Raw genomic sequence first — 13,196 nt, 5'->3', positions numbered from 1 at the left:
CGAGGCGCAGATGAACAGGCGTCGTCATGCGCTGCGCGCTGCCGCGACGATTTCCGACAGCCACGCGAGCAGCGCGCTCACCGAGCCGATGCGCGAGCGCGCGATCGTGTCGCCGGCGCCGACCTTGATCGACAGGCCGCCATGATCGTTGACGACCGCGAAGCCTTTTTCGTCGGTGAGATCGTCGCCGGCGAAGATAGGCGTGCGGCCTGTGAACGGCGGCTCGTCGAGAAACGCGCGCAGCGCGCGGCCTTTATCGACGTCCTTCGGTTTGATCTCGTAGACCATCTTGCCCGGCTGCAGCACATAGGCATCGGGATAGTCGGCAACCAGACGCGTCGTCGCCTCGCGCGCTACCGGCTCGCGGTCGGGCGCATTGCGATAGTGCAGCGCGAGCGCCGCGCCCTTGATTTCGAGCAGCATGCCGGGATTCGCGTTGACGACGTCGGCGAGAATCTGCTCCATGCGCAGCAGCCGCTCGTCGTTGAAGCCGATGCGCTGCGTGTCGCCGTTCGCATCGCGCCGTTCGGCGCCGTGCAGGCCCGCGATGGGCATATCCGGCATACCGAGAAACTGGTCAATGCTCTCGATGCCCCGCCCCGACACGATTGCCACCGCGCCGTTCGTCAGACGCCGCAGCTCGGCGAGCAAGGCGATCGCCTCGGGCTGCACGAGCACGCCGTCGGGTGTCGGTGCCAGATCGACGAGCGTGCCGTCGAAATCGAAGAAAAACGCTGTCTCGGTCGGAGACAGAAAAGCGGGAAGTGCTTGCATCGGTGTACGTTGCCTCTCAGCCGCTTGCAGCCGGAAAAGTGTGCGCATCTTACCGCGCATCGGTCGTTTTTTCGAGAAAGTAAGTTTTCGCCCAGCGCGGGCGGGCGATTCGGGTCGCCCGTCGACGGAACGGAATGCAAATTCCGCACAATCCCGCTACAGCCGCCTTTCAACGCGCTGCGGCATATTGACTCGCTTTCCGCCTCAAAAGCCCACGGTACAACGACGCGCAGCAAATTGCGATAGAGTCGCAACGGCGCGCGCCATGGAATAACGTCGCGCGACATCCGGTTTGACCCATCGCGGCGCGCAGTTTGCGTTCCGTCCTGAATCGAGTCGTCGACACTGCCTTTGTTCCCGAAAGCACTGGTGTTCCACTTGCGTTCCCTCGCCCCACACGCTTGCCTGCGACGGCGCCTCACGGCGCTGGGTATCGGTCTGTGCGTCGCGCTCGGCGGCGCGGGATGCTCGCAACACAGCGAGCCGTGGCAACTGACGGACGTCAGCGGCCATCTGCCCGACCTCGATTTCACGCTGACGGGCGACGATGGCAAGCCCGTGGCGGCGGATTCGCTCAAAGGGCGCGCGTCGCTCGTCTACTTCGGCTACACGCATTGTCCCGACGTCTGCCCCGAGACGATGGGACGTCTGATGCAGGTCATCGACAAACTCGGGCCGGACGCGCAGAAGGTGCGCATCCTGTTCGTCAGCGTCGATCCTGCACGCGACACGCCCAAGGCACTGCACGACTACGTCGGCGCATTCGATGCGCAGCATGCGCGAGGCCTGACGGGCACCGATTCGCAGATCGAGGACATGGCGCGGCACTATCGCGTCGCGTATCAGATGGAGAAGCGCGAGCCGAACGGCAACTACGAAGTGACGCACAGCTCGGCCGTCTATATTTTCGACGCGCACAATCACGCGCGCCTGCTCGCCACGGATCACGACACGCCCGACGTCATCGCGAAGGACGTGCGCCGTATCATCGAAGACCAATCCTGATTTCTCACGGGTTCACCATGACACAACGAATCAAAACGCTTTCGACGCTTCACACGCTGCTTTGCGCTGCCGCTTTCGTCTTCACAGCGACGGGCAGCATCGCCGCGCACGCCGCCGACAGCAAGCAGGCCATCGCCGTGCAGAACGCGTGGGTCCGCTGGCTGCCGAACAATCTGCCCGCCGCGGCTTACGTCACGCTCACCAATTCGAGCGACAAGCCGATCGATCTCGTCGACGTATCGAGCGCCGACTACGGCAGCGCGATGCTCCATCAGACGGTATCGAACGGCTCGACGCAGAAGATGGTGATGGTCGACAAGCTGACAGTGCCCGCGCATGGTCAGGCATCGATTGCGCCGGGCGGCTATCACGTGATGCTCGAGGACGCGAAGCATAAGGTCGCGCCCGGCGATACCGTTCATCTGAAGCTGAAGTTCTCCGACGGCGAGACGCTCGATGCGCCGTTTGCCGTGAAGTCGCCTGCGGCTGCCAAGTAACGTTACCGCCGCGTGAATTTGCGCCTTTATCCGCGATGAACCTGCTCTACTGGCTCGAACCCTGGGAACCGTCGCCGACCGTGGTGATCGCGGTACTGCTCGCCGCCGTGCTGTTCGCGCGCGGCGTGCGCAAGGCGAAGGTATCGGTGGCGCGGCAACTGTCGTTCTGGTTTGGGCTCGCGGCGCTCTACGTCGCGCTGCATACGCGGCTCGACTATTTCTTCGAGCATGAGTTCTTCATGCATCGCGCGCAGCATCTGGTGCTGCATCATCTCGGGCCGTTTTTCATCGCGCTGTCGTATCCGGGCGCGGCGATGCGCGCGGGCATTCCGTTCGCGTGGCGGCAACGCTATATGCGCCCTGCACTCCAGACGCGCTGGGTACGTGCAACGCTCGACGTGCTGTTTCATCCCGTCGTCGCCGTCGTTCTGTTCGTTGGACTAATCTATTTCTGGCTGCTCTCGCCGATTCATTTCGTCGCGATGCTCGACTGGCGTCTGTATCGCGTGATGAACTGGAGCATGGTGATCGACGGCCTGATGTTCTGGTGGCTCGTGCTCGATTCCCGACCGGCGCCGCCTGCGCGGCTCTCGCCGGGTCGCCGGATCTTGATGGTCGTCGCGGCGATCCCGCCGCAGATCGTGCTCGGCGCGTTCATTTTCTTCTCGCCGCGCGAGCTGTATCCCGTCTATTCGATCTGCGGACGCGCTTTTACCTGGCTCAGTCCGATGCGCGATCAGCAGATCGGCGGACTGTTGCTATGGATTCCTGGTTCGATGATGAGCGTGATCGGCGCGCTGCTCGCGCTGCGTCACTGGATGAGACTGTCCGCGCGAACGCGCCTGCGCGATGAGAAACGTGCGGACGTCACAACGTCGGCTCGCAAGCCAACGCCATCGAGTGCACTGCACGCGAATCAGCATTGAGACGCAATGAGCGTCAGGCGGAACGCATCCAGATATGCGGAATGCCATCCTCTTCGTGCACGTCGGAAACCGGCTCGAAGCCGAACGCACCATAGAACGCTTGCAGATGCGCCTGCGCGTGAAGGCGGATCGGCGTGCCCGGCCACTGCACGTGGATGTGGGCCAGCACCTGTTCGAGCATCGCTCGGCCGAGGCCTTGTCCGCGGAAATCAACGGTCGTCAGTACGCGGCCGATGCGGATTGTCGGCGTCCTCGCCGTCGGGCAGCAGCACACGTAGATAGCCTGCCAAGGGCGCGCGCGTATCGCGTGCCTGCTCGCCGTACCCAAGCAGATGCCACGCTTCGGTATCGAGACCGTCGACATCGCCATACAGACAGTTCTGCTCGATCACGAAGACGGCCGCGCGGGCCGCGAGCATATCGTAGACCTCAACGTTGGTGAGGTCGTCGAAGGCCTTCCAGCGCCATTCGATAGGAGAAGCGGCTTTGCTTTGCATAGGTTGCTGCCCGGTCATGACGTTGCTTTGAACAGGATGGCGAAGCAGTCGATTATGCCGCGACGATCGGTCGATGCACAGACTGCACAACGCCCTCTTCCGCTTGAACGACTGCACGAATCACCACACGCAAAAAATGCGCGATGAAAAAAGAAAAGCCCCGACAAGTCGGGGCTTTTCTTTGCTTCTGGAGGCGCGAACCGGAGTCGAACCGGTCTAAACGGCTTTGCAGGCCGCTGCATAACCGCTTTGCTATCGCGCCACAAGCGGACTGCCGAACCGTATTCAGTTGCGTCTGCAACGGCTCGCAGATTTTTCTGCATCGACCCCGACGACAGATCGAGGCCAATCATGTTCAACGCTTCTTCCGAAGCATCAAACAAAAAGGGAAGCTTGGCTTCCCCCTGTGTTTGGAGCGGGAGACGAGTCTCGAACTCGCGACCTCAACCTTGGCAAGGTTGCGCTCTACCAACTGAGCTACTCCCGCATAAATCTGCCACTTACTGCTACAACGCTTTGCTTGTTGCTTGCCGCAAAACGATGCTTTGAAAACTGGAGCGGGAGACGAGTCTCGAACTCGCGACCTCAACCTTGGCAAGGTTGCGCTCTACCAACTGAGCTACTCCCGCATTTTGCTGCTGTTTTCTCTAGTATTTCGCGCTGTTTGTTAGCGCGTGCACCGGAGAAACGAGATTATGTAGAAGGCGCCGAATCGTGTCAACCCTTTTTGTACGAGAGATTGAAAATTTTAGCGACGCCGCGCGCCTTCCTCTCGATTTACGCCATGCCACCGCGCTCGCGAATCTGCGGCCACGCAAGCTTCATGTAGTACAGCATCGACCAGATCGTGAGGAATGCGGCGAGATAGATGAGCCACAAGCCCCACACGCGCGTGTCGATCGAAAACGCACCGAACGACAGCGGACCATAGAACAGCAGCATCGGAATCGCCGTCATCTGGCAGGCCGTCTTGAACTTGCCGAGCGAATTCACGGCGACGCTCTTCGATGCGCCGATCTGCGCCATCCATTCGCGCAGCGCCGAAATCGCGATCTCGCGGCCGACGATCACGAGCGCGATCGCCGAATCGAGACGTGACAGCTGCACGAGCACGAGCAGCGCGGCCGTCACCATCAGCTTGTCGGCGACGGGATCGAGGAACGCGCCGAACGCCGACGTCTGGTTCCATTTGCGCGCGAGAAAACCGTCGAACCAGTCGGTCAGCGCCGCAAGAATGAAGATCGTCGCCGCGGCCAGATTGCGGTGCATCGGACTCAGCATCATGTCCGGCAGATAGAACACACCCACCACGAGCGGAATCAGCACGATCCGCAGCCACGTCAGGAAGATCGGAAAATTAAACGGCATGGGGCAGGCGCTACGTTCTGAGATAAGAGATGCAATTGTGCCGGTTCACCGGGCGAGCCACAAGCAACGCCCCGGCGCGGCCATTCCAACGCGCGTGTAAGCCAAGCGTCAATGCAGCTGACGGTAAATCTGTTCGGCCAGCGCGCGCGAGATGCCTTCGACGCTCGCCAGATCGTCGATACTCGCCGCCACCACGCCGCGCAAGCCGCCAAAGCGCGCGAGCAGCCGCTGACGGCGTTTCGCGCCGACGCCTTCCAGTTCTTCGAGCCGCGAAGTCTGCCGCGTCTTGCCGCGCTTCGCGCGCATGCCTGTGATCGCGAAGCGGTGCGCTTCGTCGCGGATCTGCGCGACCAGCATCAGCGCCGCGCTTTCCTTGCCGAGTTCGAGCCACGGCCGGCCGTCCGCGAACACGAGCGTTTCGAGACCGACCTTGCGGCCCTCGCCTTTCGCCACACCGACGAGCATACCGAGGTCCAGCCCGAGTTCGTTGAACACCTGACGCGCGATCTCGACCTGTCCCTTGCCGCCATCGATCAGCACGATGTTCGGCAGTTGGCCGCCCGCGGCAACGGGTTCCGCGCCTTCGGGTGCTGCGGCGGGATCGGCGGCGGCTTCTGGCTGCAACTCGGCCGCGTCGTCGTTCGCGTTCGCCGCGGCCTGCGCGACCATCTTTTCGTAGCGGCGCGTGAGCACCTGACGCATCGCCGCGTAGTCGTCGCCGGGCGTGATGCCAGTGATGTTGTAGCGCCGGTATTCGGACGACTGCATCTTGTGATGATGAAACACCACGCACGACGCCTGCGTTGCTTCACCCATCGTATGGCTGATGTCGAAACACTCTATGCGCAGATGCGCCAGGTCTTCGCATTCGAGCGACAGCGTGTCCGCGAGCGAGCGCGTGCGCGATTGCTGCGAGCCTTGCTCGGACAGCAGACGCGCGAGCGCGATCTTCGCGTTCTGCTCGGCCATCGCGAGCCAGGCGCGCTTTTGCCCTTGCGGCTGCCGCAGCAGCGTGACCTTGTGACCGGCCTGTTCGATCAGCAGATCGACGAGTTCGCGGCTCGCCGGCGCATGGCTGACCACGAGCACGGGCGGCACGCGGTTGCCGAGATAATGCTGCGCGATGAACGCTTCGAGCACTTCGGATTCGATGCCGGGCGTGCGGCGCGGCTTCTTGTCTTTATCGACAGCGGCTTCTTCCGAATCGGGATCGGAATCGCCATCTTCGTCCAAAGCGGCTTCCTCGAGATTGAGCACTTCGTCGGACTCTTCGCCCAGTTCCGCTTCGACATCGATCACGGATGCGGACTCGTTCGATACCAACGCATCGCCGTCTTCGAGACCGCCTTCGTCCGCGGTCAACGCGCTTTCGACATGCGTCGGGAAATACGCCTTGTCGCCGAGATGCCGCCCGCCGCGCACCATCGCGAGATTCACGCAGACGCGTCCGCCGAGCGCGACAACGGCCAGAATGTCGACATCGCTGTCGCCGCCGACTTCGATGGCCTGCTGATGCAGCACCGTCGATAGCGAACTCATCTGATTGCGCACGGCCGCCGCCTGCTCGAACTTCAGTTCGCCGGCGAATGCGTGCATCTTCTGCTCGAGTTCCTTCATCACTTCCGACTGACGTCCGAGCAGAAAGCGCGATGCATTGGACACATCGCGCGCGTAGTCGTCTTCGGTGATCGCGCCGACGCATGGCGCCGTGCATCGTCCGATCTGATGCAACAGACACGGCCGCGTCCGGTTGTTAAACACAGAGTCTTCGCAGGTGCGCAACTGGAACACGCGCTGCAGGATCTGAATGCTCTCACGCACGGCCCACGCGCTTGGGAACGGTCCGAAATACTGATTCTTCTTGTCGACCGAACCGCGGTAGTAAGCCATGCGCGGAAACTGATGCCCCGTCAGCTTGAGATACGGATATGACTTGTCGTCGCGAAACAGGATGTTGTAGCGCGGCGCCAAAGCCTTGATCAGATTGTTCTCGAGCAACAGCGCTTCCGCTTCAGAGCGCGTGACCGTCGTTTCGATCTTCGCGATCCGCGACACCATCATCGCGATGCGCGGCGACAGCAGCGTCTTCGTGAAGTAGCTCGACACGCGCTTCTTCAGATCGCGCGCCTTGCCGACGTACAGCACGGCGCCATGCGTGTCGTAGTAACGATAGACGCCGGGCATGTGCGGCAACTGGCGCAGCACCTTTTTCGGGTCGAACTCTTCTGCGACGGCTTCGGGCACGCCGGGCTTCGAGGTCTGCTTTGCAGTCTGATGGGCAGCGGAATCGGCGGCGCGTGAGGAATCGGATCGGGTCATGCAGAATCGGCTTGGACGCCGCGAGCTACCGGCGCGTCATGTGGGTGATGTGCTTTAGAATCGCCAGTTTAGAACATTCCGCCCGCGCCCGAACCCAGGCGCCGCCATCATGTCCTCCGCTTCCATTCAAGCGTCACGGCCCCCGACGATCGCGTGCGACATTTTCTGCGCGGTGATCGACAACTTCGGCGATATCGGCGTCTGCTGGCGGCTCGCGCGGCAACTCGCGGGCGAACACGGCTGGCAGGTACGTCTGCTGGTCGATGACCTGCACGCGTTTCACAAGCTGAATGCTTCGATCGACGTGAAAAGCGCGCGGCAGACGGTCGGCGGCATCGACATCGAGCATTGGCACGAACCCGCGCATGCAGGCGATACGCTGCAGGTGGCCGACGTCGTGATCGAAGCGTTCGCGTGCGAATTGCCGCATGCGTATATCGAGGCGATGGCGCGGCGCGAGCGCGCGCCCGTCTGGTTCAATCTCGAGTATCTGAGCGGCGAAGACTGGGTCGCGGATTTCCATTTGCGGCCGTCGCCGCATCCGCGTCACGCGCTGATGAAGACGTTCTTCTTCCCGGGACTCGGCAAAGGCACGGGCGGCGTGTTGAAAGAAGGCGATCTGGATGCGCGCCGGGCGGCATTCGAAGCATCCGCCGATGCACGCGCCGCCTGGTGGCAAACGAAAACCGGCAGCACGCCGCCCGCCAAGGAAGCCACCGTCATCTCACTGTTCGCGTACGAAAACCCGGCCGTCGACAGCCTGCTCGAACAATGGCGCGACGCCGAAAGTGAAATCGTGCTGCTCGTGCCCGAGGGCCGCATTTCGGGTGCGATCGCGCGGTTTTTCGGTCTGCAATCGTTCGCGGCGGCGGCGCACGCAACGCGCGGCAATCTGCGCGCCCACGCGCTCGCCTTCACCGACCAGCCCGGCTACGACGAACTGCTCTGGGCCAGCGACGTCAACTTCGTGCGTGGCGAAGATTCGTTCGTCCGCGCGCAATGGGCCGCGCGGCCGTTCGTCTGGCACATCTATCCGCAAGCCGACGACGCACATCTGCCGAAGCTCGACGCCGCCCTCTCTCACTACGCGCACGGCCTTCCCGCCGACGCCCGCGCCGCGCTCGGCCGCTTCTGGCACGCGTGGAACGGCAACGGCACGCCCGACTGGGCCGATTTTCAGCGTCATCGGGCGCGCCTCGATGCCCGCGCAGCTGCATGGGCGCGCGAACTCGCGTCGATCGGCGATCTCGCGGGAAATCTCGCCGAATTCGCAAAAAGTCAGTTAAAATAAGCGGTTATCCAACGGCCGACGACGCAAGCGCGGCACGACGGCTCAGCCGGCGGCGGATTCCGAATCCGCCTTCACGGCCATGTCAGTCAGTGTCACACGCGTACGCGCCCGCTTCGGGTAAAAGAAGCAGACGGACGAAGCACGGAACGAAGCCACGCAAGCATCAGGCGCGTTCCGGCCAGCACCGGCCCCGCTCACCGCGCAATCCAGTTTGGTCCACGCTCACGGCATCAAACCGGGCGTCAGATTGGCTGACAAGCCGATCGGCCAGCGCGCCGGGCGCCGAACCCGCTTACGCCGTATGCCGTTGAGCACAAAGTTGAAGCACCTTATTTCGTACAGGACAGTTTTATGAAGATCGCTCAAGAACTCCGCACCGGCAACGTGGTGATGATCGGCAACGACGCGATGGTCGTGCAGAAGGCCGAATACAACAAGTCGGGCCGTAACGCCGCCGTCGTCAAGATGAAGTTCAAGAACCTGCTGACGGGCGCAGGCATGGAAACCGTCTACAAGGCGGACGACAAGTTCGACGTCGTCGTGCTGGACCGCAAGGAAGTGACGTACTCGTACTTCGCTGATCCGATGTACGTGTTCATGGACGCCGACTACAACCAGTACGAAGTCGAAGCCGAAATGATGGGCGACGCGCTGAACTACCTCCAGGACGGCATGGGTTGCGAAGTCGTGTTCTACAACGAGAAGGCCATCTCGGTCGAACTGCCGACCACGCTCGTTCGCGAAATCATCTACACGGAACCGGCTGTCAAGGGCGATACGTCGTCGGGCAAGGTTCTGAAGACGGCCAAGCTGAACACCGGCTTCGAACTGCAAGTGCCGCTCTTCTGCAATATTGGCGACAAGATCGAAATCGACACGCGTACCAACGAATACCGCAGCCGCGCATAAATTTGAATCGCGCCGCAGTGCATTCGTCTTAAACCCTGAGTCAATTCAGGGTTTTTGAATTAAAAAGCGCCCTTCGGGGCGCTTTTTCTTTTTTTCGCGACCGTGTATGGTGGTGGAAAACTTTACCGGCCTGTCATGCAATTTTGCCAGGCCGATGCCCGATGAGAGGCGTTTTAGTCCGCGCTCACGCTGCTTTTTCGAGATAACCTGCTTTGGCACAACTCCTGCTTATCGAGTAGTTCAGGCCTATGAGGCTTTCGTTCATTCGGAAAACACGGGAGGTGTGCCATGAACAACGATATCGCTGAAGGCAAGTGGAAACTGATGATCGGCAAGGCGAAGACCGCGTGGGGCGAACTCACCGACGACGAATTGACCAAGGCGGAAGGCCGCGCCGACAAGCTGGCAGGCCTGATCCAGGAGCGCTATGGCAAGACGCGCGACGAAGCGGAACTCGAAGTGCGCCGCTTCTTCGATCGCAACCGGGACTTCTGACCTGCCGCGCCCGACCGGGAGCATTGGCCGCTGAAGCCCACTCATCAAGCGTCCGCGTACGCGGCGCCGCCCACGGCGGGCCGCGCACGTCGGGCATCCGTCCATCTGAACAGTTGCGCTCGTTATGCCACATGCCCTGATTGTCGAAGACGATCCCAATAGCCTGTCAGGCCTGTCCGCGATTCTGGCCGCCGACGGTTTTTCCGTCGACACCGCCATCACGCTCTCCGAAGCGCGCGCAGCCCTGACACGCTTCATCCCCGACGTCGTGCTGGTCGACCTGAATCTGCCCGACGGCAGCGGGCTCGATCTGCTTCAGCATTTGCCCGCGCAACCGCCCGGCGGAGCCTTGCCCGTGATCGTGATGACGGGCAACGCTACCGTCGAAAGCGCGATCGAAGGCTTGCGGCACGGCATCTGGGACTATCTGCTCAAGCCCGTCAACATTCCCCGTTTGCGCAGCCTGCTGGCGCGCATTCCGCGCCCGTACGAACTGACGGAAGAAGTGCAAACGCTGCGCGCCAAGCTGCGCCGCATGGGCCGCTTCGGACCGATGATCGGCCGCAGCGGCGCGATCCAGCACATCTACGATTCGATCGAGCATATCGCGCCGACGGAAGCCGCCGTGCTGATTTCCGGCGAGGCCGGCACCGGCAAGGAGGTCGCCGCGCGCACGCTGCATGAGATGAGCCGCCGTCGCAAAGGGCCGTTCGTCGTACTCGACTGCCGTTCGGCGCAGGCCGTCGCGGGTGGACGACCGCTCGAAAGCCTGCTGTTCGGCCATGAACGCGGCGCGTTCGGCGGCGCGGAACAGCGCGAGCCGGGCCTGTTCGAGCAGGCGAGCGGCGGCACGCTCTTCATCGACGAAATCACGTTGTTGCCGCGTCCGCAGCAGGAAGCGCTGCTGAGCGCGCTCGATTCGCAGACGTTCATGCGCGTCGGCGGCACGAATCAGGTGGCGACCGACTTCCGCCTGGTCGCATCGACGCGCAAGGCGCCGCGCGCGGCGGTCGCGGAAGGCACGCTGCATCAGGATCTGGGACTGCGACTCGAAGCGGCCGCGCTGTCGCTGCCGCCGCTGCGCGAACGCGGCGACGACCCTGCCCTGTTTGCGCAGGCGCTCGTCGACGAATTGAACGACGAAGCAAACGCGCGCGGCGTTGCGGATGCGACGAAGCTGGTCGGCCCGAACTTCGTCCGCGAATGCCTCGCGTATGAATGGCCGGGCAACGTGCGCGAGTTGCAGGATCGCGTGCGGCGCGCGTATCACGCGTCCGGTGATGTGCTCGAAACGTTGCGCGCCGACGAGAGCAATGGCGCGGGTGGCCGCGATCTGAACGGCGGTCGCGTGCAGGTTACGGTCGGCACGCCGCTCGCCGACGTCGAAGAGATGCTGATTCGTGCGACGCTCGACGCCGTCGGCGGCACGCGGCATCGCGCGGCATCGTTGCTTGGAATCAGTCCGAAGACGCTGTACAACAAGCTGCAGCGCATGCGGCTGAACTGATCGACGGCGCTGTAACCGCTTGCCAAAAGCAAAAGGACGGGCTCTTTCGAGACCCGTCCTTTTTTATTGCTGCTTCGATCGCGCAGATCAGGCCGCGAACGCCTCGCGCAGCAGCGCCTGTGCCTGCTGATACTGCGGCTCAGCCATCAACTCCGTCCACGACAACGCCTCGCCGCGCGGACGCATACGCTCCAGACGCTGCTTCGACTCGTCCGACTGCGTGACGCGCAGCGCGTCGAGTACCTTGCCCGCCTCGTCCGGCTGATTGCAGATCAGCACCATATCCACACCGGCTTCAAGCGCCGCCGTGGCCGCTTCCGTCAGCGTGCCGCCCTGGCGCGCGGCTTCCATCGACAGATCGTCGCTGAAAATCGCGCCCTTGAACCCAAGCTTCTCGCGCAGGATGTCCTGAATCCATATGCGTGAAAAACCGGCCGGCTTGCTGTCGATCTTCGGATAAATCACGTGCCCTGGCAGCACGGACGCCAGCGACATGCCGAGCCAGTCGTACGGCGCGACGTCTTCGCTGAGAATCTCGTCGAGCGTGCGTTCGTCGACAGGCACGGCGACATGCGAGTCCGCCGTCGCAAATCCATGTCCCGGAAAATGCTTGCCGCAATTCGCCATGCCCGCGAGCGCGAGACCATGATTGAGACTCTTGGCGAGCAGCGTCACGACGCGCGGATCGCGATGAAACGCGCGATCGCCGATGACCTGCGAATGACCGTAGTTCAGATCGAGCACGGGCGTGAAGCTCATGTCGATGCCGCACGCGCGCAGCTCGGAGGCGAGCACGTAGCCGACGGCCGTCGTCACGTTGGTCGCGCGCAGCACGTCCTGATCCCACAGCGCGCCGAGCTTGCCCATCGACGGCAGCACGGTGAAGCCATCCGTACGAAAGCGCTGCACGCGACCGCCTTCGTGATCGACGGCGATCAGGAGGTCCTTGCGGATTGCGCGGATCGAGTCCGTCAGCGCGACGAGTTGCGCGCGGCTTTCGAAGTGACGCGCGAACAGGATCACGCCGCCCGTCATCGGGTGCGCGAGGCGGCGCTCGTCATCGGCGTTCAAGGTTTTGCCGACGACGTCGAGCATCACCGGGCCAGGAGTCAGTTTCATCGGATTCGTCAGAAAGAGAGAGGAACGCGGCGCCGCTATCGCGAGCGAATCGCCGCGCCGGGAAAGTCAGGCGGAAGGATCGGGCGTTTCGGCAATCACGAACGACACCGCGTAGTCGCGCTCATCGGACAACGTCACGCGCGATGTGATGCCGCGTTCGGCAAGCCAGTCGGCGAGTTCGCCCGACGCCACGCACATCGGACGGCCGCTCGGCTCGTTCAGCGTTTGTAGCGCGCGCCACGTCATCGGCCAGTGCATGCCGAGTCCGATCGCTTTCGAGAACGCTTCCTTCACGGAGAAGCGCGTCGCGAGAAACGCGAGGCCGCGCGCCTGCGAGCGCGCATTGCGCGCGTGATAGACGCGCAACTCGTCGGGGCCGAGCACCTTTTCGGCGAAGCGTCCGTTGGTACGCTGCATCACCGCCGCGACGCGGCTGACCTGAACGATGTCGGTACCGATGCCGTAGATCGCCATACGTGTGCGTCTCGA

At 62.7% G+C, this 13,196-nt stretch carries 13 protein-coding genes, 3 tRNA genes and 1 pseudogene; 7 read left to right on the top strand and 10 right to left on the bottom strand.

Annotated elements, in window-relative coordinates; translation table 11 throughout:
* Positions 1–24 precede the first annotated feature (24 nt).
* Entirely contained in the window at positions 25–774 is a 750-nt protein-coding gene (gene otsB / locus QEN71_RS04710; protein WP_201658143.1) for a trehalose-phosphatase, read from the bottom strand.
* 405 nt (positions 775–1,179) lie between these two features.
* On the opposite strand from otsB, the gene QEN71_RS04705 reads away from it, so the two are divergent.
* The 3 genes from QEN71_RS04705 to QEN71_RS04695 are packed head-to-tail and all read left to right on the top strand — an operon-like array spanning position 1,180 to position 3,202.
* On the top strand, positions 1,180–1,779 hold the full coding sequence (locus QEN71_RS04705; RefSeq protein WP_377791337.1) for an SCO family protein: 600 nt from the start codon (positions 1,180–1,182) through the stop codon (positions 1,777–1,779).
* Positions 1,780–1,796: 17 nt separating this feature from the next.
* Entirely contained in the window at positions 1,797–2,276 is a 480-nt protein-coding gene (locus tag QEN71_RS04700; RefSeq protein ID WP_201658148.1) for a copper chaperone PCu(A)C, read from the top strand.
* 35 nt (positions 2,277–2,311) lie between these two features.
* Positions 2,312–3,202 (top strand): cytochrome c oxidase assembly protein, encoded by an 891-nt coding sequence (locus tag QEN71_RS04695; protein ID WP_201658151.1) that lies wholly within the window; start codon positions 2,312–2,314, stop codon positions 3,200–3,202.
* A gap of 13 nt (positions 3,203–3,215) precedes the next feature.
* Here QEN71_RS04695 and QEN71_RS04690 read toward each other — a convergent pair.
* The 6 genes and pseudogenes from QEN71_RS04690 to uvrC all read right to left on the bottom strand — a co-directional run bounded on the left by QEN71_RS04690 (position 3,216) and on the right by uvrC (position 7,386).
* A pseudogene (locus tag QEN71_RS04690) lies at positions 3,216–3,717 on the bottom strand (GNAT family N-acetyltransferase).
* Between the two features lie 170 nt (positions 3,718–3,887).
* A tRNA-Cys gene (locus QEN71_RS04685) sits at positions 3,888–3,961 on the bottom strand.
* Between the two features lie 149 nt (positions 3,962–4,110).
* A tRNA-Gly gene (locus QEN71_RS04680) sits at positions 4,111–4,186 on the bottom strand.
* A 66-nt stretch (positions 4,187–4,252) separates the two neighbouring features.
* Positions 4,253–4,328: transfer RNA gene (locus QEN71_RS04675), tRNA-Gly, on the bottom strand.
* 148 nt (positions 4,329–4,476) lie between these two features.
* Positions 4,477–5,067, bottom strand: a complete 591-nt coding sequence (pgsA, locus tag QEN71_RS04670; protein WP_012400260.1) for a CDP-diacylglycerol--glycerol-3-phosphate 3-phosphatidyltransferase — start codon at positions 5,065–5,067, stop codon at positions 4,477–4,479.
* Between the two features lie 108 nt (positions 5,068–5,175).
* Positions 5,176–7,386, bottom strand: a complete 2,211-nt coding sequence (uvrC, locus tag QEN71_RS04665; RefSeq protein ID WP_201661086.1) for an excinuclease ABC subunit UvrC — start codon at positions 7,384–7,386, stop codon at positions 5,176–5,178.
* Between the two features lie 109 nt (positions 7,387–7,495).
* Here uvrC and earP point away from each other — a divergent pair, with 109 nt between their 5' ends.
* Together earP and efp are read left to right on the top strand one after the other, a co-directional pair.
* Positions 7,496–8,677, top strand: a complete 1,182-nt coding sequence (earP, locus tag QEN71_RS04660; protein ID WP_201661089.1) for an elongation factor P maturation arginine rhamnosyltransferase EarP — start codon at positions 7,496–7,498, stop codon at positions 8,675–8,677.
* Positions 8,678–9,028: 351 nt separating this feature from the next.
* Entirely contained in the window at positions 9,029–9,586 is a 558-nt protein-coding gene (efp, locus tag QEN71_RS04655; RefSeq protein ID WP_201661092.1) for an elongation factor P, read from the top strand.
* A 45-nt stretch (positions 9,587–9,631) separates the two neighbouring features.
* Here the strand turns inward: efp and QEN71_RS04650 are convergent, their stop codons facing one another.
* Positions 9,632–9,805 carry a hypothetical protein gene (locus tag QEN71_RS04650; RefSeq protein ID WP_201661095.1) on the bottom strand — a complete coding sequence of 58 codons (174 nt, stop codon included), beginning with the start codon at positions 9,803–9,805 and terminating at the stop codon, positions 9,632–9,634.
* A gap of 69 nt (positions 9,806–9,874) precedes the next feature.
* Between QEN71_RS04650 and QEN71_RS04645 the strand changes: the two genes are divergently transcribed.
* Together QEN71_RS04645 and QEN71_RS04640 are read left to right on the top strand one after the other, a co-directional pair.
* On the top strand, positions 9,875–10,081 hold the full coding sequence (locus tag QEN71_RS04645; protein WP_201661098.1) for a CsbD family protein: 207 nt from the start codon (positions 9,875–9,877) through the stop codon (positions 10,079–10,081).
* 124 nt (positions 10,082–10,205) lie between these two features.
* Entirely contained in the window at positions 10,206–11,588 is a 1,383-nt protein-coding gene (locus QEN71_RS04640) for a sigma-54-dependent transcriptional regulator (protein WP_201661099.1), read from the top strand.
* Positions 11,589–11,675: 87 nt separating this feature from the next.
* Here the strand turns inward: QEN71_RS04640 and nagZ are convergent, their stop codons facing one another.
* Together nagZ and acpS are read right to left on the bottom strand one after the other, a co-directional pair.
* Positions 11,676–12,707, bottom strand: a complete 1,032-nt coding sequence (gene nagZ / locus QEN71_RS04635) for a beta-N-acetylhexosaminidase (RefSeq protein ID WP_201661100.1) — start codon at positions 12,705–12,707, stop codon at positions 11,676–11,678.
* Positions 12,708–12,773: 66 nt separating this feature from the next.
* Positions 12,774–13,181, bottom strand: a complete 408-nt coding sequence (gene acpS / locus QEN71_RS04630) for a holo-ACP synthase (protein ID WP_201661101.1) — start codon at positions 13,179–13,181, stop codon at positions 12,774–12,776.
* Between the last annotated feature and the right edge of the window lie 15 nt (positions 13,182–13,196).

It is taken from the genome of Paraburkholderia sabiae, from assembly GCF_030412785.1.
Classification (GTDB): domain Bacteria; phylum Pseudomonadota; class Gammaproteobacteria; order Burkholderiales; family Burkholderiaceae; genus Paraburkholderia; species Paraburkholderia sabiae.
This window is presented reverse-complemented; position numbering and strand designations above follow the sequence as displayed.

Coding starts and splice junctions, on each gene's coding strand:
- QEN71_RS04695 (WP_201658151.1), top strand. CDS start 2,312: ATGAACCTGCTCTACTGGCTCGAACCCTGGGAACCGTCGCCGACCGTG.
- QEN71_RS04640 (WP_201661099.1), top strand. CDS start 10,206: ATGCCACATGCCCTGATTGTCGAAGACGATCCCAATAGCCTGTCAGGC.
- efp (WP_201661092.1), top strand. CDS start 9,029: ATGAAGATCGCTCAAGAACTCCGCACCGGCAACGTGGTGATGATCGGC.
- acpS (WP_201661101.1), bottom strand. CDS start 13,181: ATGGCGATCTACGGCATCGGTACCGACATCGTTCAGGTCAGCCGCGTC.
- QEN71_RS04645 (WP_201661098.1), top strand. CDS start 9,875: ATGAACAACGATATCGCTGAAGGCAAGTGGAAACTGATGATCGGCAAG.
- otsB (WP_201658143.1), bottom strand. CDS start 774: ATGCAAGCACTTCCCGCTTTTCTGTCTCCGACCGAGACAGCGTTTTTC.
- earP (WP_201661089.1), top strand. CDS start 7,496: ATGTCCTCCGCTTCCATTCAAGCGTCACGGCCCCCGACGATCGCGTGC.
- nagZ (WP_201661100.1), bottom strand. CDS start 12,707: ATGAAACTGACTCCTGGCCCGGTGATGCTCGACGTCGTCGGCAAAACC.
- uvrC (WP_201661086.1), bottom strand. CDS start 7,386: ATGACCCGATCCGATTCCTCACGCGCCGCCGATTCCGCTGCCCATCAG.
- QEN71_RS04700 (WP_201658148.1), top strand. CDS start 1,797: ATGACACAACGAATCAAAACGCTTTCGACGCTTCACACGCTGCTTTGC.
- pgsA (WP_012400260.1), bottom strand. CDS start 5,067: ATGCCGTTTAATTTTCCGATCTTCCTGACGTGGCTGCGGATCGTGCTG.